At 33.0% G+C, this 18508-nt stretch carries 16 protein-coding genes and 1 other RNA gene; 12 read left to right on the plus strand and 5 right to left on the minus strand.

Translation table 11 applies throughout. From position 1 onward, the window contains the following. The first annotated feature begins 147 nt into the window (after positions 1 to 147). From pflA to RWL86_RS04180, 6 genes are all read left to right on the plus strand, one after another. The gene (gene pflA / locus RWL86_RS04155) at positions 148 to 909 is read left to right on the plus strand and encodes a pyruvate formate-lyase-activating protein (protein WP_314077312.1); all 762 of its coding nucleotides are present in this window, start codon (positions 148 to 150) and stop codon (positions 907 to 909) included. Positions 910 to 974: 65 nt separating this feature from the next. Continuing rightward, positions 975 to 1904, plus strand: coding sequence for a manganese-dependent inorganic pyrophosphatase (locus RWL86_RS04160; RefSeq protein WP_314077313.1), 930 nt, complete (start codon positions 975 to 977; stop codon positions 1902 to 1904). Between the two features lie 99 nt (positions 1905 to 2003). After that, positions 2004 to 2894 carry a VOC family protein gene (locus tag RWL86_RS04165; protein ID WP_314077314.1) on the plus strand — a complete coding sequence of 297 codons (891 nt, stop codon included), beginning with the start codon at positions 2004 to 2006 and terminating at the stop codon, positions 2892 to 2894. Beyond that, positions 2891 to 3781, plus strand: coding sequence for a YitT family protein (locus RWL86_RS04170; protein WP_314077315.1), 891 nt, complete (start codon positions 2891 to 2893; stop codon positions 3779 to 3781). Before RWL86_RS04165 ends, RWL86_RS04170 begins: the two co-directional genes overlap by 4 nt. 18 nt (positions 3782 to 3799) lie before the next feature. Continuing rightward, positions 3800 to 4657, plus strand: a complete 858-nt coding sequence (locus RWL86_RS04175) for a YitT family protein (RefSeq protein WP_314077316.1) — start codon at positions 3800 to 3802, stop codon at positions 4655 to 4657. A gap of 102 nt (positions 4658 to 4759) precedes the next feature. Next, on the plus strand, positions 4760 to 5503 hold the full coding sequence (locus RWL86_RS04180; RefSeq protein WP_314077317.1) for a MerR family transcriptional regulator: 744 nt from the start codon (positions 4760 to 4762) through the stop codon (positions 5501 to 5503). Between the two features lie 36 nt (positions 5504 to 5539). Here RWL86_RS04180 and RWL86_RS04185 read toward each other — a convergent pair whose 3' ends face one another. After that, a complete protein-coding gene (locus RWL86_RS04185; protein ID WP_314077318.1) occupies positions 5540 to 6472 on the minus strand; it encodes a YegS/Rv2252/BmrU family lipid kinase in 933 nt (310 codons plus the stop codon). 101 nt (positions 6473 to 6573) lie between these two features. On the opposite strand from RWL86_RS04185, the gene RWL86_RS04190 reads away from it, so the two are divergent. Together RWL86_RS04190 and clpB are read left to right on the plus strand one after the other, a co-directional pair. Next, entirely contained in the window at positions 6574 to 7680 is a 1107-nt protein-coding gene (locus RWL86_RS04190; protein ID WP_314077319.1) for a hypothetical protein, read from the plus strand. Between the two features lie 481 nt (positions 7681 to 8161). Further along, complete coding sequence (gene clpB, locus RWL86_RS04195; RefSeq protein WP_314077320.1) at positions 8162 to 10765, plus strand: ATP-dependent chaperone ClpB; 2604 nt, start codon at positions 8162 to 8164, stop codon at positions 10763 to 10765. 149 nt (positions 10766 to 10914) lie between these two features. On the opposite strand, the gene RWL86_RS04200 is transcribed toward clpB, so the two are convergent. The 3 genes from RWL86_RS04200 to gpsB form a co-directional block, all read right to left on the minus strand. Then, positions 10915 to 12060: a class I SAM-dependent RNA methyltransferase gene (locus tag RWL86_RS04200; protein WP_314077321.1), complete on the minus strand. Its 1146-nt coding sequence runs from the start codon at positions 12058 to 12060 to the stop codon at positions 10915 to 10917. 77 nt (positions 12061 to 12137) lie between these two features. Then, positions 12138 to 12498: RNase P RNA component class B (rnpB, locus tag RWL86_RS04205), an RNA gene on the minus strand. Positions 12499 to 12509: 11 nt separating this feature from the next. Next, on the minus strand, positions 12510 to 12878 hold the full coding sequence (gene gpsB / locus RWL86_RS04210) for a cell division regulator GpsB (RefSeq protein ID WP_314077322.1): 369 nt from the start codon (positions 12876 to 12878) through the stop codon (positions 12510 to 12512). A 237-nt stretch (positions 12879 to 13115) separates the two neighbouring features. Here gpsB and prmA point away from each other — a divergent pair, with 237 nt between their 5' ends. The 4 genes from prmA to dtd all read left to right on the plus strand — a co-directional run bounded on the left by prmA (position 13116) and on the right by dtd (position 17629). Beyond that, positions 13116 to 14060: a 50S ribosomal protein L11 methyltransferase gene (gene prmA / locus RWL86_RS04215; RefSeq protein ID WP_314077323.1), complete on the plus strand. Its 945-nt coding sequence runs from the start codon at positions 13116 to 13118 to the stop codon at positions 14058 to 14060. 10 nt (positions 14061 to 14070) lie between these two features. Continuing rightward, positions 14071 to 14823, plus strand: a complete 753-nt coding sequence (locus tag RWL86_RS04220; protein ID WP_314077324.1) for a 16S rRNA (uracil(1498)-N(3))-methyltransferase — start codon at positions 14071 to 14073, stop codon at positions 14821 to 14823. Positions 14824 to 14939: 116 nt separating this feature from the next. Then, the gene (locus RWL86_RS04225; RefSeq protein ID WP_314077325.1) at positions 14940 to 17156 is read left to right on the plus strand and encodes a bifunctional (p)ppGpp synthetase/guanosine-3',5'-bis(diphosphate) 3'-pyrophosphohydrolase; all 2217 of its coding nucleotides are present in this window, start codon (positions 14940 to 14942) and stop codon (positions 17154 to 17156) included. Positions 17157 to 17182: 26 nt separating this feature from the next. Continuing rightward, on the plus strand, positions 17183 to 17629 hold the full coding sequence (gene dtd, locus RWL86_RS04230; RefSeq protein ID WP_314077326.1) for a D-aminoacyl-tRNA deacylase: 447 nt from the start codon (positions 17183 to 17185) through the stop codon (positions 17627 to 17629). A gap of 301 nt (positions 17630 to 17930) precedes the next feature. On the opposite strand, the gene RWL86_RS04235 is transcribed toward dtd, so the two are convergent. After that, positions 17931 to 18389: a universal stress protein gene (locus tag RWL86_RS04235; RefSeq protein WP_314077327.1), complete on the minus strand. Its 459-nt coding sequence runs from the start codon at positions 18387 to 18389 to the stop codon at positions 17931 to 17933. Positions 18390 to 18508 lie beyond the last annotated feature (119 nt).

Below are 18508 nucleotides of genomic sequence, written 5' to 3' on the forward strand. Positions count from 1 at the left end.
ACTTGGGACATTTTTACTTGTGTTTAATTGAGACATTATCACTTGTGTTTGACAAATGAAAGTGAAAAAGAATTCATTAGTTTTTTATTATTGTATTATTGTGGTATAATACGATTAAAATAGATAGATTAATTGGAGGGATAATGAATGAGTGAGCCAGTTGTTGGATATATTCATTCTACAGAAAGTTTTGGTTCAGTTGATGGACCTGGCGTTAGATTTGTAACATTTATGCAAGGATGCCGAATGAGATGTGAGTTTTGTCATAATCCAGATACTTGGAATATTGGAGCAGGACAAAAAATTACAAGTCAAGAATTGTTAGAGGAAGCTTTACGTTATCGTGCCTTTTGGGGGAAAAAAGGTGGTGTAACAGTAAGTGGAGGAGAACCTCTACTACAAGTTGATTTTTTAATTGATTTCTTTAAACGTTGTAAAGCAATGGGAATTCACACTACATTAGATAGTTGTGGAATGCCATTTACGTATGACGAACCGTTCTTTAGTAAATTCGAAGAATTATTAGAATATACAGATTTAATTTTATTAGATATTAAACATATTGATGATGAACAACATAAAAAATTAACAGCTTGGACTAATAAAAATATTTTACAATTAGCAGAATATTTATCAGACAAAGGTCAACCAGTTTGGATTCGTCACGTATTAGTTCCTGAACGTTCAGATTATGATGAATATTTACAAAGATTAAGTGATTTTGTAGCAGGATTAAAAAATGTATTGAAATTTGAAGTATTACCATATCACCGTTTAGGTGTTTATAAATGGAAAAATTTAGGAATTCCATACAAATTAGAACATATTGAACCACCAACGAAAGAACGTGTTGCAAATGCGAACCGTATTTTAAGAACACAAGAATATAAAGGATATTTAGAAGTTTAGATTGGTTTTCTAAATATAGTGTGGTAAAATTATCAGTATAAAATTTATAAAAGTGAGGATAAAAGATGAGTAAATTATTAGTTTTTGGACACCAAAATCCAGATACAGATGCGATTACATCAGCTATTTCGTATGCTTATTTATTAAAACAATTAGGTGAAGAGGCAGAAGCAGTTGCATTAGGAGAACCTAATGAAGAAACTCAATATGCATTAAATTATTTTAATCGAACAGCTCCACGTGTTGTATCTTCAGTTAGCGAAGAAACAGATCGAGTAGCATTAGTAGACCATAATGAAGTTCAACAAAGTGCTTCTGATGTTGAAAAAGTTGAAGTACAATATGTTGTGGATCATCACCGAATTGCTAATTTCCAAACTGCAAATCCTCTATTCTATCGTTGTGAACCAGTTGGATGTACAAATACAATTTTATTTAAAATGTATAAAGAATATGGAATTGAAATTCCAAAAGAAATTGCTGGATTAATGGTTTCAGCTATTGTTTCTGATACATTATTATTCAAATCACCAACTTGCACGCAACAAGATATTGAAGCAGCTACTGAATTAGCTCGAATTGCTGAAATTGATGTGAATTCTTATGGACTAGAAATGCTAAAAGCAGGTACAAATTTATCTACTAAATCTGAAGCAGAGTTAATTGATTTAGATGCTAAATCTTTCCCAATGGGATCTTACAATATGCGAATTGCTCAAGTGAATGTTGTGGATGAACAAGAATTATTAGCTCGTAGAGAAGCATTAGAATTTAGCATGAAAGAAGCAAATGCAACTCATGGATATGATACTTTCTTATTAGTTGTAACAAATATTTTAACAAGTGTTTCTACTGGATTAGTAGTAGGGGAAGCATTAGATACTGTTGCAAAAGCATTTAATACAGAGTATGAGAATGGCTTATTAATTTTACCAGGTGTTGTATCTCGTAAAAAACAAGTTGTACCTCCATTAACAGTTGCTTTCGAAAACTAAAATGAATTGATGTTGAATCCGAACTATTGATGACTACAAATCTGATATCATGTTCGGATTATTTTATTTTAAAATAGAAATAATAAAGGATGAAGAGCAGTGAAAAATTTATTTGACTATTTAAAAAATTTATTGCCTTCTGGTTCAAAAAAAGAGTGGGATATTGCTCAAGTAACATTATTTGTGGAAAATATTCATAGTATGAAGAGGTTTTATACACAAGTTCTTGGGTTAACCATTTTACAAGACTTTGAAACGGAAGTTTTGTTAGGACTACCTCAAGGAAGTATTCCAATGATTCGTCTTATGGTTGCGGAAAATTCTGGCACTCGTAAGACTAATTTAACGTATTACTTAGGGTTTGAAATTCCTAAAAAACAATTATTGGGTGATTTGAGTAATCACTTTCTATTAGAAGAACAAATGATTATGGCAACTTGTGATGATGGGTATAGTGAAGGATTTTATATTATGGATCCAGAGCAAAATCGTCTAAAATTTTATTGTGTAAAGAAAGATTTGCTATTAGAAGATGTGAATCATGAAATGCAATATTTAGAAGGAAATGAAGTAACTATTCCGATTCAAGAATTTATTCAATTAGGAGATACAGGTATCCATGGGTTACCTGCTAAAACTCGTTTAAACCAAGTTCATTATATTGTGGAAGATATTCAAAAAACTTCTGATTTCTTAACAAAGAATTTTCAGTTTAAAACGACTTACGATTATGTAGCGGAGCGTATTAATTTTCAACTAAACGAACATTATTATTCTATTGCAGTGAATGAGTGGCAAGCAATTGATTCGAACCATACGATGTATGGAGTAAGAGAAATTATGTTTTTTGTACCAGAAATTAAAGTGATAGAATCTATTGTCGAACGTTTAGAAGAAATTGAATGGCCTTATTTATATCAAGATTCTGAGTTAAAAGTGTTAACGCCTGATCATATTCGTTATCACTTTAAAGTGGGGGAACGCCTATGAGTATGTTTAATGTCGTTAGGTATCGTAAATATAGAAAAGATCCAAAGGTACGTCATTTAGTCAGTTTATTTGCCATTATTTTATCTGGATTTTTACAAGCTTTTACACTTAAAGTATTCATTCAACCTTCAAACTTACTTTCTAGTGGATTTTTAGGGGTATCCATTTTAATTCATCAAATTGCAGAATTATTTGGGTTAGATATTTCAATTTCGCTAATGATGTTAGCTTTAAATATTCCAGTTGCCATTATTTGTTATCGTGGAATTAGTCCAAGATTTACATTTTATTCCATTTTACAAGTATTTTTTGGAAGTTTCTTTATTCGAGTATTAAATTTTGAACCGATTTTTGATGATGTATTATTAAATGTTATTTTTGGTGGAGTATTGAATGGAATTTATATTTCAATTGCCTTAAAAGGAAATGCTTCAACTGGAGGAACTGATTTTGTTGCATTGTACTTCTCGAATAGAAATGGAAAAACAATTTGGCAAGAAGTATTTGTATTTAATACCTTATTATTAATTGTTTTCGGAGCTATTTTTGGTTGGCGATATGCTGGATATTCGATTATTTTCCAATATATTTCTACAAAAGTAATCAGTACTTTCCATCAACGTTATCATCGTGTAACTTTACAAATTACAACACGTTATGGTGAGGAAGTCATGCAAGCTTATCTAAAAAATATTCGCCATGGTATTTCTTGTGTAGAAGCTATTGGTGGATTTAGTCACGAGAAAATGTATTTATTACATACAGTCTTATCTTCTTATGAATTAATCGATGCAATTTCTGTCTTAAAAGAAGCAGACCCTCGAGTGATTATTAATCAATTTGCAACAGAAAACTTTTATGGAAGATTCCACCGAGATCCAGAGTAAGAGAAAGGAGAAGTCTTTATGAAAAAATATATTAATCAAGAAACGCTCACTTCAATACTAATGGTTACCATTGGTTCCTTTATTTTTTCGTTTACGATTAATGCAGTTGTGATTCCGAATCAGTTCGGGAGTGGTGGTGTAACGGGAATTACTTTGCTACTATATTATATATTTGGTATTAATCCGGGGACTTCTAACTTAGTCATTAATATTGCTTTACTATTAATTGGCTATCAATTTTTAGAGAGAAGAACGATGTTTTATACCATTTATGCGGTTATTTTAATGTCGGTATTTTTAGATATTACAAGAGGCTCGTATCAATTTGTTCCACAAAATTCATTATTAGCGGCTATTGGTGGTGGAGTTGTGGCTGGTGCAGCTTTAGGAGTTGTGATGCTAGGAAATGGTACTACTGCTGGTACGGATATTATTGCGATGATGCTGAAGAAATATTTAGGATGGAATGTATCAGTTTCATTATTACTATTAGATATTTTTGTTGTCAGTCCATTATCCATTATTTCTGATTTAGAAAAGGTAGTTATTACATTAATTTATTTATTTACAGCAAGTCGAATGATTAATCTTGTATTAGAAGGATTTAACTCTAAGAAATCATTTATGATTATTTCTAAGAAATATGAAGAGATTGGTGCGCAAATTCAAGAAAAAATTGGCCGTGGTACAACGATTTTAGATGGGCATGGTTTTTATTCTCGTGAAGAAAGAAAAGTATTATTCGTAGCAGTTAACCGTCTTCAAGTGATGACATTACAAAGAATCATTCACGATGTGGATCCAGAAGCATTTACAATTATTACTGAAGTAACACATGTTATTGGTGAAGGATTTACGTATCAACCAAAAGCATAAATATGATACACTTCCATTTTGGAGGTGTATTTTTTTGAAAAAAAAAATCTTGACTATGACCTTACGTCATACCTTATACTATAATTGTTAGGAGGAATAAAGATGTATTTCATTAAACAAGTGAGTGAACTTAGTGGTGTATCGGTGCGCACTTTACATCATTATGACAATATAGGTTTACTTTCACCCAAAAAAGATGAAAATGGTTATCGATATTATAGTGAGGGAGACTTATCTTATCTACAAACGATTCTTTATTATAAATATTTAGGATTTTCTCTAAAAGAAATTCAGTCACTTTTGCAACAAAAGGAAGAGGACTTATTACCACACTTACAAAAACAATTAATGTTAATGCAAAACGAAAAGGAAAAACTTCTAACATTGATTGATACATTAGAAAAGACAATTCTGTCTACAGAAAGGAAAATTAAGATGTCATCAGAAGAAAAATTTAAAGGATTTAGTGTTTCAGATAATAAAAAATATAAAAATGAAGCTATAAAAAAATATGGTGAAGAAGTGATTAATGAAGCTGAAGAAAAGCAAAATGGAAAAGAAGATATTGTAGCTGAAGGATTTAATCGAATATTCTTTGCTTATGCATCTAATATTGAGAAAGGAATTCCAGCAACAGATTCAGTAAATGTAACTCTAGCTAAAGAATTGCATGAACATATGTGTCAGTATGCATTTGATTGTACAATTGATGTTTTTTCAAGTATAGGTTTTGGATATGCTAAAAATGAAGAGTTTAGAACGAACTTAGATAAATATGGAAAAGGTGTTGGGCAATATGCATGTGATGCCATTCAACAATATGTAGCGCAAGTGAGAGGATATTAGAAAAAGAAAACTGGAGCCGTTATTGACTCCAGTTTTTTAGGTTAAATAGATTGGGTAGGTCATTAATTTAGCTTCTAAATCAACTGTTTCAAAGGAAGTTACTTCACCATCTGTTTGCATGAGAATGGGCTGTTTAATTTTGATACAGGCCTTAGTAGCAGTCTGTTTCAATAAGTGATTCGGAAATCGTTCAAAATGTTGCTTATTCCATAAAATAAATGGGAAAGCTTTAAGAATGACTTTAGTTGTAACGTCTCTAGCTACGACAACTTCAAAATGATGCGAATTTTGTTTTGCAGTAGGTACAAACTGAATACCTCCACCAAAATAAGAGTGATTGAATAGTCCTACTAATAAATTTTTATCAGCAATTTGAACAGGTTCATCATCGATTTGAATCGAAGCTTGAAATTTTTGATGATTTTTAAAGGCATCTATGATAGGTGTTAAATAGGATAATTTATTTAAACCAAATCGTTTTTTCTGAGATTTTACTTGGAAAGTATTAAGTTGGCAAATAGCAGCGTCAATTCCAAACCCAAGGGAATTAATCGCAATTCCTTTTTTGTGACTCATTTTTTCATGATATGAAATTATTTCGAGATTTTTAATTGTTTCATTTTGAAGATGTTTTATAAATGTCGGAATATCATGTGTTAATTTCATTTCTCTTGCAAAATCATTTCCTGTGCCTGCTGGTAAGTAAGCTACAGGAATTTCTTGGTTGAATTGAATAAGAGCAGAAATAGCTTCATTCAACGTACCATCTCCACCAATAATGATAATTTTCTGTTCTGAAGATAAGTTTTGAATGATACGAGGAATCATTTCAATCATTTCTCCAGCATATTGTGTTAAATAAGTTGAAAATGTAATGTTGTTTTTTAGGCAATAATTGACTAAACAGTCGAATTGTTTTTTTCCATTTCCTCCACCAGAAAATGGGTTTGCGATAATAATTAAATGCATAGTAATCTCCTTTAATGTACAATGTATTATAACAAATCATGTTGATTTTTTAAATGGTGAAGTGTTAAGATTGGTTTTAGAATAAGATTGAGGTGATAGGGATGACTAATAATTTTTCAGATGTAATTTTTAATCCAATATGGAAGACACTATCAAATGAAATGAAAGAAGTAGTCATACAAAATATTTTAAGACAGTTTGTAAATCCAATACTAGAAGTGACAAAAGTTACGCCAGTTAGTTATCATTTTGGGGGCTTTAAAACAGATACTTTTGAAGTAGAAATAGACGGTAGAGAATATATATTTGTACCAGGGCAGAAAAAATGTATTTTGGGATGGGATAGTGGATTAGTAGGATTATCAGGTCTTGATTGTAGTGAAGAACGTCAAGAATTAAGATATGCTTTAAAACGTTATTGTAATCAACAATTGACAAGTTCACTTTTAACAGAAGAGGGATTTTTGGATCAAGATTTTTCTCATGTTCGTTTAACAACTGAATATATTGATGAAAAAATTAATGCTTCAACTTCGCCACTTCGAGAAGTAACTATTCCAGCTTTATTAGTAGAAAAGAGACCTCAATTTGTTGGATTGAAATACATTGGTCAATATCATGTGATTTCGGGTCAATTAACTTCTCTGGATAATCCCACTGATGAACTTCTTGAAATGATTCAATCGTTGTTAATGCCTGAGGAGCTTGATTATCATTTTTTGAGAGATTATCCTACTGCAGTGAGAAAATCTCCTTTATTCATACAGCAAAATCAAATTAATCCTGATGTGTTCGATTGTTATGTAGATGATACGGTTTCTTATTCTGAACTGAAAAGAGAAGTGGAGCGTCATGGGTTAAGTTTATTAAGTGAAGATGAATGGGAATATTGTTGTGGAGCAAGTTGTCGTCGTTTATTCAAATGGGGAAATCAGTTAAAGCGTCAGTTATTCCAGAAAAATATTTCTCCTTTATGGAAAGAGAATATGTTTGGTTTAACGATTGCAAATGCTGAATTTGGTCCGGAAATTATTGATGATGCTTCTTTTACGAAAGGTGGTTGGTTAGAGGAGACTCACAAGGCACCGATTATTAATTTATTGCCATTGTCTTCGTATCATCGTGGTGAGGGGATTGAGGATAAGGAGAAAGAGTTAACTCCAGGATATTATTGCGTAAGAAGAGTAATGCGTATCGATTTGAAGTGATAGGACATCGAAAAGACTAGTTCATTGTAGCTAAGGACGGCAGCAGCCTCGCAAAAGCGAGTCTCATGCCTAAAATTCGAGCCTTGGTCTCGAATTTTCCTACAACATAAGCCATTGTTTGGCTTATGTTGTTTCAGCTACTATGAACTAGTCTTTTCTCTTTTTGAAGTGTGCTAATGGATGAACGATAAAAAATAGAAATTTATTGTAGCTAGGACGGCAGTAGCCTCGCAAAAGCGAGTCTCATGTTGTTTCAGCTACTATAAAAATTTATTTATTTTTGAGTGTGATAATTAGGGGACGTATAAATAATAAGACTATTCATTGCGGCATAGGACGCAAAATAATAGTCTTTTATTTTTTTGTCAGAAAGTCAAAAAAAGTCAAAGAAAATGTTTGACCTTTATTGACTAAAGGTGTATACTATAAACATCAAAGAAATTTGATAAAGAAATGGAAGAAAAAGAATGGGGGAAGCAAGATGAATATTGAAAAAATGACAACAATGATGCAACAATCACTTGCTCAGGCACAAGAAATTGCGCAAAATAGAAAACATCAAGAAATCGATGTCTCACATTTGTGGAAAGTGTTTTTAACTCCAAATCATTTTGTGAGAAATCTATACGAAGATGTCCATGTTCCAATTTCAGAATTAGAAAAATTTGTGGATGAAAAGATTGATCAACTACCAGTTGTGGAAGGAAGCCAAGTTCAATATGGTCAAAGCTTAAGTCAATCTTTGTACCAATTACTAACGAAAGCAGATGAAATTAGACAACAATTTCAAGATGAATATTTAGCAACTGAAGTGATTGTACTAGCTTTAATGGAAACGAATCATCCAATTAAAGAATTTTTATTGAAACATCAAGTAACAAAACAAGTATTACAAGAAAGAATTGAAAAATTGAGAGGAGGAAGTCGTGTGACTAGTCAAAATCAAGAAAATCAATATGAAGCATTAAAACAATATGCGCAAAATTTAAATGAAGCAGTAAAATCTGGAAAACAAGATCCAGTGATTGGTCGTGATGAAGAAATTCGTGACGTGATTCGTATTTTATCTAGAAAAACAAAAAATAATCCTGTATTAATTGGAGAACCTGGGGTAGGTAAAACAGCTATCGTAGAAGGACTTGCACAAAGAATTGTGCGTAAAGATGTTCCTGAAAATTTAAAAGATAAAGTCATTTACTCATTAGATATGGGAGCTTTAATTGCGGGGGCAAAATTCCGTGGTGAATTTGAAGAACGTCTAAAAGCAGTTTTATCAGAAGTAACAAAATCAGAAGGGCAAATTATTTTATTTATCGATGAAATTCATACCATTGTTGGAGCTGGTAAAACAGAAGGCTCAATGGATGCCGGTAACTTACTAAAACCAATGTTAGCTCGTGGAGAATTACACTGTATTGGAGCAACAACATTAGATGAATACCGTGAAAATATGGAAAAAGATAAAGCTTTAGAAAGACGTTTCCAAAAAGTATTAGTTCATGAACCAACTGTAGAAGATACCATTTCTATTTTACGTGGATTAAAAGAACGTTTTGAAATTCACCATAGTGTTAATATTCATGACAATGCTTTAGTAGCAGCAGCAACTTTATCAAATCGTTATATTACAGATCGATATTTACCAGATAAAGCGATTGATTTAGTCGATGAGGCATGTGCAACGATTCGTGTAGAAATGAATTCAATGCCAACACAATTAGATGCTGTCATTCGTCGTTTAATGCAGTTAGAAATTGAAGAACAAGCATTAAAAATGGAAAAAGATGAAGCAAGTAAAAAACGATTATCAATTCTTCAAGAAGAATTAGCAACATTACGTGAAGAAGCAAATAGCTTGAAAATGAAATGGGAAATTGAAAAAGAAGAAGTGAATAAAATTCGTGATAAACGTGAAGAAATTGATCGCTTAAAACATGAATTAGAAGAAGCTGAAGCTGAATATAATTTAGAAAAAGCTGCTGAACTTCGTCATGGTCGTATTCCTAAATTAGAAAAAGAAATTCAAGAACTAGAAGCTCAAGCAAAACTTCATGCTCAAGAAGACAATCGATTAGTGCAAGAAGCTGTAACAGATGAAGAAATCGCTCGTGTTGTTGGTCGATTAACAGGCATTCCAGTAACTAAATTAGTAGAAGGAGAAAGAGAAAAACTTCTTCAATTAGAAGATACTTTACATGAACGTGTGGTTGGGCAAGATGAAGCTGTTCAAAAAGTGGCAGATGCAGTCTTACGTTCTCGTGCAGGATTACAAAATCCAAATCGACCAATTGGTAGCTTCTTATTCTTAGGACCAACTGGTGTTGGTAAAACAGAATTAGCGAAAACATTGGCAGAAAACTTATTTGACAGTCAAGACCATATGGTTAGAATTGATATGAGTGAATATATGGAGAAATTCTCTGTGAGTCGATTAGTCGGAGCACCTCCAGGATATGTTGGTTATGAAGAAGGCGGTCAATTAACAGAAGCAGTTCGTCGTAATCCATATACGATTGTTTTATTAGATGAAATCGAAAAAGCACATCCAGATGTCTTTAATATTTTATTACAAGTATTAGATGATGGTCGTCTAACAGATTCAAAAGGTAGAGTTGTTGACTTTAAAAATACGGTCTTTATTATGACAAGTAATATCGGTTCTCAATTCTTATTAGAAATTGAAGGGGAGACAATTGATGCTGAAACGAGACAAGCAGTGGAAAGTATCTTGAAGGCTACATTTAAACCTGAATTTTTAAACCGTATTGATGAAACAATTTTCTTTACACCATTATCAAAAACTCATATTCATGGCATCATTGATAAGATGTTGAAAGATTTGAATCTTCGTTTACAAGAGCAAGAGATTCAATTAGAGTTCACGGATGAATTGAAAGATTGGATTTCTGAAAATGCTTATAATCCAGTTTATGGTGCTAGACCAATTGCTCGTTATATTCAACGTGAAATTGAAACACCATTAGCAAAAGAATTAATTCGTTCAAGTATTTTACCAGGAAATACTGTACAATGTAATGTAGTAGCAGACCACGTTACGTTTCATGTAGTAGAGGAATTAAAATAAAAAAGAAAAACTTTTCTATGTAGTTAGGACGCCAGCAGACCTGCGGTCTCATGGCTAAACTTTGAGCCTAGGTCTCAAAGTTTCCTGTACTATAAGCCACAGTCGTGTGGCTTATAGTACTACTACATTGAAAAGTTTTCTTTTTTTATTTATTCACTAACCGGTTTACGTTTACGAACGCCCCAGAATTGGAAGTAGTCGGTACGAATTGCACCATTGTATAGTTTACGTTTCTTAGTGGCTTGTTTTCCGTAATGCTCTTCAAAACTTAAATCACTCGTTAAAATATACTTACTCCATGTTTCTAATGGTTCATACGTTTGTCCCATTTGACGGTAAATATTTTGAGCTTGTTCTTCAGATAATAAACGATCACCATATGGTGGATTAGCAACTAATACACCATTTTCTTTTTTCGTACGGAAATCTTTCAATTGCATTTGTTTAAATTCAATATGCTCGCTAACGCCAGCTTTAATTGCATTTTGTTTTGCAATCTCAATCATAGAACCATCAATATCAGCTCCAAGAATGTCTAATGTTACATCTGTACGAATTTCTTTTCTTGCTTCTTGACGGACAGTGTCAAATGCTTTTGGATCAAAGAATGTCCATTTTTCAGCTGCAAATGAACGATTTAATCCAGGTGCAATGTTTAATCCAATTAAAGCAGCTTCGATTGGAATGGTACCTGAACCGCAACATGGATCGTAAAATGGTTTATCCGGGAACCAATTTGTTAACATTACAAGAGCAGCAGCCATATTTTCTTTTAATGGTGCACCACCTTTTTCAGTACGGTAGCCACGTTTAAATAAACTTGTTCCACTTGTATCAATCGTTAATGATACGACATCTTTTAGAATAGAAACTTCGATAGGATAGAGTGCTCCAGTTTCTGGTAAATGTGTTCTACGTGCATATGCTGCACTTAAACGATTAACAATTGCTTTTTTTACAATAGATTGGCAGTTAGGAACACTATGTAACGTTGATTTAACAGATTTTCCTGATACGGGGAATTCTGCATCAACTGGTAAAATTTGTTCCCAAGGGAGTGCTTTTGTTTGTTCAAATAAAGCATCAAAAGTTTTAGCGGTAAATTGACCAAAAACAATTTTAATACGATCTGCGGTACGTAAATAAATATTCGTTTTTGCAATATCATAATCATTTCCTGTAAAATAAGCTTTTCCATTTTCTACTTGGCAATCATAGCCAAGAGTTCTTAATTCTTTTCCAACAAGTGCTTCTATGCCAGCTGCAGCAGTGGCGACTAATTTATAAGTTGTCATAATCATTTCCTTTCCATGAAAGTTTTGTTTTTCAAAAAAAATACCGGGAGACCCCGGTAAATAACCTGAATGCAAACTTCTATAAGCCATGTTCTGTTCCATCAATTAGCAGGTTCTAATTGATTTCAGTAATCATCTGTCTACACAAATGTGCCTCTTTTTTCGTTCATTTCCTAATAAAGAGTGCCCCTACCATATGTTTGGGTTGCTCGCTCGAGGGGTTTACCGCGTTCCACCATTTCCGTTTCCAGAAATGCTTCGTCACTGTGGCACTTTCAAGAATACTTTGGCATAGAAATCCTTAGCCATTTTTTCTGCCGTCAACAAGTTGTTGCCTTAGCTTATTGTTTCGCTAAGCACGAACACTACAGACATCTCAGTCTGTGCGAGCATGGACTTTCCTCAGTAGTGAAATCACTACCGCGATTACTCAAAGTTTACAAGTATTATTAATCTTTAATTGGGGTAATAACACGAGTTTTGTCTAAATCATCGTCGTCATCTTCTTCTAATTTTTCATCAAATACATGTTTTTCTAAATTCGCTAAACGTTTTAAAATATCAAAATTTGTCACTCCAGCAGAAGGGATGCTTGCTGAGCGAGTACCTTTTGTGACACTTGATTGTTTGGATAATTCATCTACTTTATTTAATAGACGTTCATTTTCACTTTGTAAATAACTAATTTCTTTTTGAAATGTATCATAATCACGAATAATTTGATCTAAAAATGCGTCTACTTCTTCAATGTCAAATCCTCTAAATGAGCGTTTAAATTGTTTGTTCAAAATATCTTTTGTTGATAAATGTCTTGCCATGGTTTCATAACTCCTTAATATCGATCATTCATATATCATTCAGTTTTAGTATGCTTGCTACTCGATGCATAATTGTCTTTTGCAAGCAGTGAAAAATCATTTGTTTTTCTATCTTCAATATCATACTAAAAAATACGAAAAATTACAAATATGTTACATTAAATTTTTAGGCAATTTTTATTTTCTTTGTTATAATGTCTTGTGAACAATGATAAATGATTAAAGGAGAGTCAATAAATGGATTGGTTAGAAGTTACAGTAGTAACTCATACAGAAAGTGTAGAGGCAGTTAGTGAAATTTTTATGGAAATCGGAGCAAAAGGAGTTTCGATTGAAGATCCTCTCGATTATGATCAATTAAATCAAGAACAATTAGAATGGCTTTCAGTAGAAAGAAATGCCTTATATGAAACAGATGAAGTATTTGTCAAAGCTTATTTCCAACCAAATCAATGGAATGATGAAATGACAGAAACAGTTACGAATAGAGTTCAAGAACTAAAATCTTTCGGATTAACTATTGGTAAGGGAATTGTTACATTACAAACAGTAGGAGAAGCAGACTGGGCAGAAGCGTGGAAAAAATATTATTTCCCAGTGCGTGTGACTAGATATTTAACAGTTGTGCCAAGTTGGTTAGAATATCAAAAACAACAAGAAGATGAGCGATTGATTCGTTTAGATCCAGGTTTGGCATTTGGAACAGGAACGCATCCAACGACTCAATTATCACTAGCAGCATTAGAGCAATATATTCGTGGTGGAGAGAGTGTATTAGATGTTGGGACAGGTTCAGGTGTATTAAGTATTGCAGCTAAATTATTAGGAGCAAGTACGGTTACAGCTTTTGATATTGATGAAATGGCAACAAGAGTTTCAAAAGAAAATATCTCATTAAATCCAGAAGTTGGAGAAATTCCTGTTTATGAAAATAATTTATTACAAGGTATTCAACAACCTTCTGATTTAATTGTAGCAAATATTTTAGCAGAGATTTTATTAATGATGCCAGTTGATGCCTATCATAATTTAAATGAAAATGGTGTGTTGATTTTATCGGGAATTATTCAGTCAAAAGCAGAGGAAGTACGTTCTGCTTATGAAAATGCAGGCTTTACTTTAAAACAACAACTTACAATGGGTGAATGGAATACATTTGTCATGATAAAAGGGAAAGACTAGGTGAAAATTGATGCAACGTTATTTTATGAATCAAGTCATTCAATCAGTTGGAGAAATGATATCCGTTCCTAAAGAGCAAGAACATCATATGATAAAAGTGATGCGGATGAATGTTGGAGAATGTTGTGAAATTGTAGATGAAAAAGAACAATTGTATATCGCAAAATTGACACAAGTATCGCCATTGGAGTTAGTCATTGAAGAACATAAAGAACAACAGGTGGAATTACCGATTGATGTTACGATTTTTATAGGACTTTCTAAAGGAGATAAATTAGAAACAATTGTCCAAAAAGCAACAGAACTAGGCGTTCATACGATTGTACCGGTAGAAATGAAACGAAATATGGTGAAATGGACAAAGGATAAATCTCAAAAGAAAATTGAAAGATTACAAAAAATTGCTCAAGAAGCTGCAGAACAGTCCCACAGATTACATGTTCCAAAAGTGTTAGATTTAATGACTTTAAAGGAAAGTGTAGTTTTAGCAAAACAATCGACAAAAGCATTAGTTGCATTTGAAGAAGTTGCTAAAGAAGGAGAAACGGCAGTATTTGTTCAAACGTTGACTTCGTTACAAAAAGGAGATTCGATTGCTTTTTATTTTGGTCCAGAAGGTGGATTTGACCTGCAAGAAATTGAGTATTTAAATAGCCAGGAGGTACATTCCTGTGCCTTAGGTCCAAGAATTTTAAGAGCTGAAACAGCACCCATGTATGCACTTGCTGCAGTGTCGTATCATTTCGAGCTTTTAAAAGGTTAGAAATAGTTGACGGAAGGCTAAGAAAGAGATAGGATAAGTATTATCTAAAGTTAAGAAAGCAGTAACAAATAATAGTTTAATACGGTTACTGTAATGAATTAAGGGGAAAAACGTATATGTCAAAAAATAAAAATTATACGGCTGAAGATGTGATTTCACTCTGTCGTGAATATATGAATGAAAAGAGTATTCAGTTCATTGAAAAAGCCCTTGAATATGCAACCTTCGCTCATAAAGATCAAGTAAGAAAATCTGGAGAAGCATATATTGTTCACCCAATTCAAGTAGCTGGAATTTTAGCAGAATTGCGATTAGATCCAGATACAATTGCAACTGGATTTTTGCACGATGTTGTTGAAGATACAGGATTTACGATTGAAGACATTGAATATGTATTTGGCAAAGATGTTGCATTTTTAGTAGATGGTGTTACAAAACTAGGAAAAATTAAATATAAATCTCATGAAGAACAACAAGCGGAAAATCATCGTAAAATGTTATTAGCGATGGCGAATGATTTAAGGGTTATTATGGTGAAACTAGCAGACCGTTTACATAATTTAAGAACTCTAAAATTCCATAAACCAGAAAAACAACGCATGATTGCGAATGAAACATTAGAGATTTATGCACCTTTAGCACATCGACTAGGGATGAATAAAATTAAGTGGGAATTAGAAGATACATCATTAAGATATTTAAACCCACAACAATATTATCGTATTGTTCAATTAATGGATTCAAAACGTGATGAACGTGAAGCATATATCCATGAAACAGTGGTGAATATCGAAGAAGCCACAAAAGAATTAGAAATCGAAGCTGAAATATATGGTAGACCAAAACACATTTATTCAATTTATCGAAAAATGAAAGATAAAAAGAAAGATTTTAATGAAATCTATGATTTATTAGCAATTCGTGTTTTAGTCAATAGTATTCGTGATTGTTACGCAGTTGTTGGGGCAATCCATACAAAATGGAAACCAATGCCTCGTCGTTTCAAAGATTATATTGCAATGCCGAAGGCAAATATGTATCAATCCATTCATACGACAGTTATTGGACCAGGTGGTAAACCAGTAGAAATTCAAATTCGTACATTTGAAATGCATGCTGTTGCAGAATACGGTGTTGCTGCTCACTGGGCGTATAAAGAAGGAAATACTCAAAAAGTATCGGCTGATCCACTTCAAAAACAATTAGATTGGTTTAAAGATTTAATTGAATTACAAGATGATTCAAAAGATGCGAATGACTTTATGAATAGTGTTAAGGAAGATATTTTTGGTGATAAAGTGTATGTCTTTACTCCAAAAGGAGATGTTTCTGAGTTACCATTAGGTTCAGGGCCGTTAGATTTTGCCTACAATATTCATACGGAAGTTGGAAATAAAACAGTCGGCGCAAAAGTTAATAATAAAATTGTACCGTTAAATTATCAGCTAAAAACGGGAGACATTGTAGAAGTTTTAACTTCTGCTAATTCATTTGGTCCATCAAGAGACTGGATTAATTTAGTCTTTACAACTCGTGCAAAAAATAAAATTCGTCGATTCTTTAAATTACAAAATCGTGAAGAAAGTATTATTCGTGGACGTGATTTATTAGAAAAACAAATTGCTGATTTAGAATTTTCACCGAAGGAATTTTTAACGAAGACGCAATTAAAAGAAATTTCGAGCCGATTTAATTTTGCAAATGAAGATGATTTATTTGCTGGAATTGGATTTGGAGAAGTTTCTGTTCAAACGGTTGCCAATCGATTAACAGATAAAGCTCGTCGAGAAATTGAAAAGCAAAAAATGCAAGAAGAAGCTTTTGAACAAACGACTGAAAAAATTCAACGGAAAGATACTCAAAAAATGAGTATTAAGCATGAAAATGGCGTCATTATTGAAGGGGTTAATAACTTATTAATTCGCTTAAGTCGTTGTTGTAATCCAGTACCGGGGGATGAAATTGTTGGATATATTACAAAGGGGCGTGGCATTTCTGTCCATCGTAAGGACTGTCCGAATGTGAAAGTTCAACAAGATCAACAAACTCGTCTTATTGATGTGGATTGGGAAGATACGGGTAATTCTAAGCAACAATATGATACAGAATTAGTGGTTGAAGGATACAATCGTAATGGTTTATTGAATGAGGTATTAAATGTCATCAATAGTATTACGAAGTCTTTAAATTCTGTGAATGGTAAAGTGGATTCTAATAAGATGGCTACAATTACGGTCAATATTGGAATTCATAATACGGAACAATTAGAATTTATTGTTAAGAAAATTAATCAAATTCCTGATGTTTATAGTGTTCGTCGTGTAATTTCTTAATCGGATGCGAGAAAGAGGAAAGAGTTATGAGAGTTGTTTTACAGCGTGTTTCTCATGCGAGTGTTACAGTTGAGGAGAAAGTCATTGGAAAGATTCAGCGTGGTTTTCTTTTATTAGTGGGTGTAACGCATGATGATGCAATGGAGGATATGGAATATCTTGTTCGTAAGATTGTTCAGATGAGAATTTTTGAGGATGAAGAGGGGAAGTTGAATCGTAGTATTCAGGATATTGACGGTGAGATTTTATCGGTTTCGCAGTTTACTTTATATGCGGATACGAAGAAGGGGAATCGTCCTTCGTTTTCAAAGGCAGCTCCTGGAGCTGTTGCGCTTGAGATGTTTGAGCAGTTTAATGGTTTGTTAAGAGATACTGGGATTCCTGTTGAGACGGGGCAGTTTGGTGCGGATATGAAAGTAGAGTTACTAAATGACGGACCAGTGACAATCCTGTTGGATTCCAAAAACCGTTAGTGGAGAGTAATAGAAAAAGAAACCTGGAAAGACTTTTATTGTAGTAGCAATGGACGCCAGCAGCTTCGCGATGCGAATCTCATGGCTAAAAATCGAGCCTTGGTCTCGATTTTTCCAGTAATAGAAGCCAATTTGGCTTCTATTACTCGTGCTACTACGGGAAGTCTTTCCAGGTTTCTTTTTCTATACTTAGTAAGTGTCAGTAATGTAAGGTGCGTTTAAAACTTATTGCTTGGATGGTAGCAGCCCTGTGGTATCGTGCTACTACGAAAAGTCTTTTTTGTTCTCTTTTTCTACATTATTATTGTCGTTGGTTTTCTAGGTCTGTGCGGACTACTAAGACGTCGCATCTGGCGTTTCTGATGACGTATTCTGATACTGAACCGATAAATAATCGTTCTACTGCGTTGAGTCCTGTTGCGCCCATCATAATTAAATCAATTTGATAATCCTTTGGAATATTTTTTGAAATATAAACTTTTGGAGAACCATATTCTAAAACAAAATCGATGTCATTAAAATCATGTTCTTGCGCATATTGACGATATTCTTGGAATAAGTTTTCTGTTTGTCTTTGAATTTCTTCATTAAAGTTTCCTTCGAAACCAGTAGGAGTTTGAAGGACTCGTGTATCAATAATATGTGCAATTAAAACTTGAGCACGATTTCTTTTAGCGACTTCAATTGCTTTTTCAAAAGCTAATCTAGCTTCATTTGATCCATCTACCGGAACTAAAATTTTTGAATATTCATGGAACATAACAATCACTCCTTCATCTTTATATCTTTATTATACCACTATGAAAAAGTTTTAAAAGGGGTTTCATAAAGATAAAATCCGTTTATAAAAGAAAAAACCACTCAAAGAGTGGTCCAAAG

It is taken from the genome of uncultured Granulicatella sp., from assembly GCF_963515095.1.
Lineage (GTDB): Bacteria > Bacillota > Bacilli > Lactobacillales > Aerococcaceae > Granulicatella.

Bases quoted from the DNA above. Each gene is read 5' to 3' on its own strand.
- pflA (WP_314077312.1), top strand. From the start codon at position 148: ATGAGTGAGCCAGTTGTTGGATATATTCATTCTACAGAAAGTTTTGGT.
- dtd (WP_314077326.1), top strand. From the start codon at position 17,183: ATGAGAGTTGTTTTACAGCGTGTTTCTCATGCGAGTGTTACAGTTGAG.
- RWL86_RS04190 (WP_314077319.1), top strand. From the start codon at position 6,574: ATGACTAATAATTTTTCAGATGTAATTTTTAATCCAATATGGAAGACA.
- RWL86_RS04200 (WP_314077321.1), bottom strand. From the start codon at position 12,060: ATGACAACTTATAAATTAGTCGCCACTGCTGCAGCTGGCATAGAAGCA.
- RWL86_RS04225 (WP_314077325.1), top strand. From the start codon at position 14,940: ATGTCAAAAAATAAAAATTATACGGCTGAAGATGTGATTTCACTCTGT.
- RWL86_RS04175 (WP_314077316.1), top strand. From the start codon at position 3,800: ATGAAAAAATATATTAATCAAGAAACGCTCACTTCAATACTAATGGTT.
- RWL86_RS04180 (WP_314077317.1), top strand. From the start codon at position 4,760: ATGTATTTCATTAAACAAGTGAGTGAACTTAGTGGTGTATCGGTGCGC.
- RWL86_RS04160 (WP_314077313.1), top strand. From the start codon at position 975: ATGAGTAAATTATTAGTTTTTGGACACCAAAATCCAGATACAGATGCG.
- RWL86_RS04220 (WP_314077324.1), top strand. From the start codon at position 14,071: ATGCAACGTTATTTTATGAATCAAGTCATTCAATCAGTTGGAGAAATG.
- RWL86_RS04235 (WP_314077327.1), bottom strand. From the start codon at position 18,389: ATGTTCCATGAATATTCAAAAATTTTAGTTCCGGTAGATGGATCAAAT.
- RWL86_RS04170 (WP_314077315.1), top strand. From the start codon at position 2,891: ATGAGTATGTTTAATGTCGTTAGGTATCGTAAATATAGAAAAGATCCA.
- prmA (WP_314077323.1), top strand. From the start codon at position 13,116: ATGGATTGGTTAGAAGTTACAGTAGTAACTCATACAGAAAGTGTAGAG.
- clpB (WP_314077320.1), top strand. From the start codon at position 8,162: ATGAATATTGAAAAAATGACAACAATGATGCAACAATCACTTGCTCAG.
- RWL86_RS04185 (WP_314077318.1), bottom strand. From the start codon at position 6,472: ATGCATTTAATTATTATCGCAAACCCATTTTCTGGTGGAGGAAATGGA.
- gpsB (WP_314077322.1), bottom strand. From the start codon at position 12,878: ATGGCAAGACATTTATCAACAAAAGATATTTTGAACAAACAATTTAAA.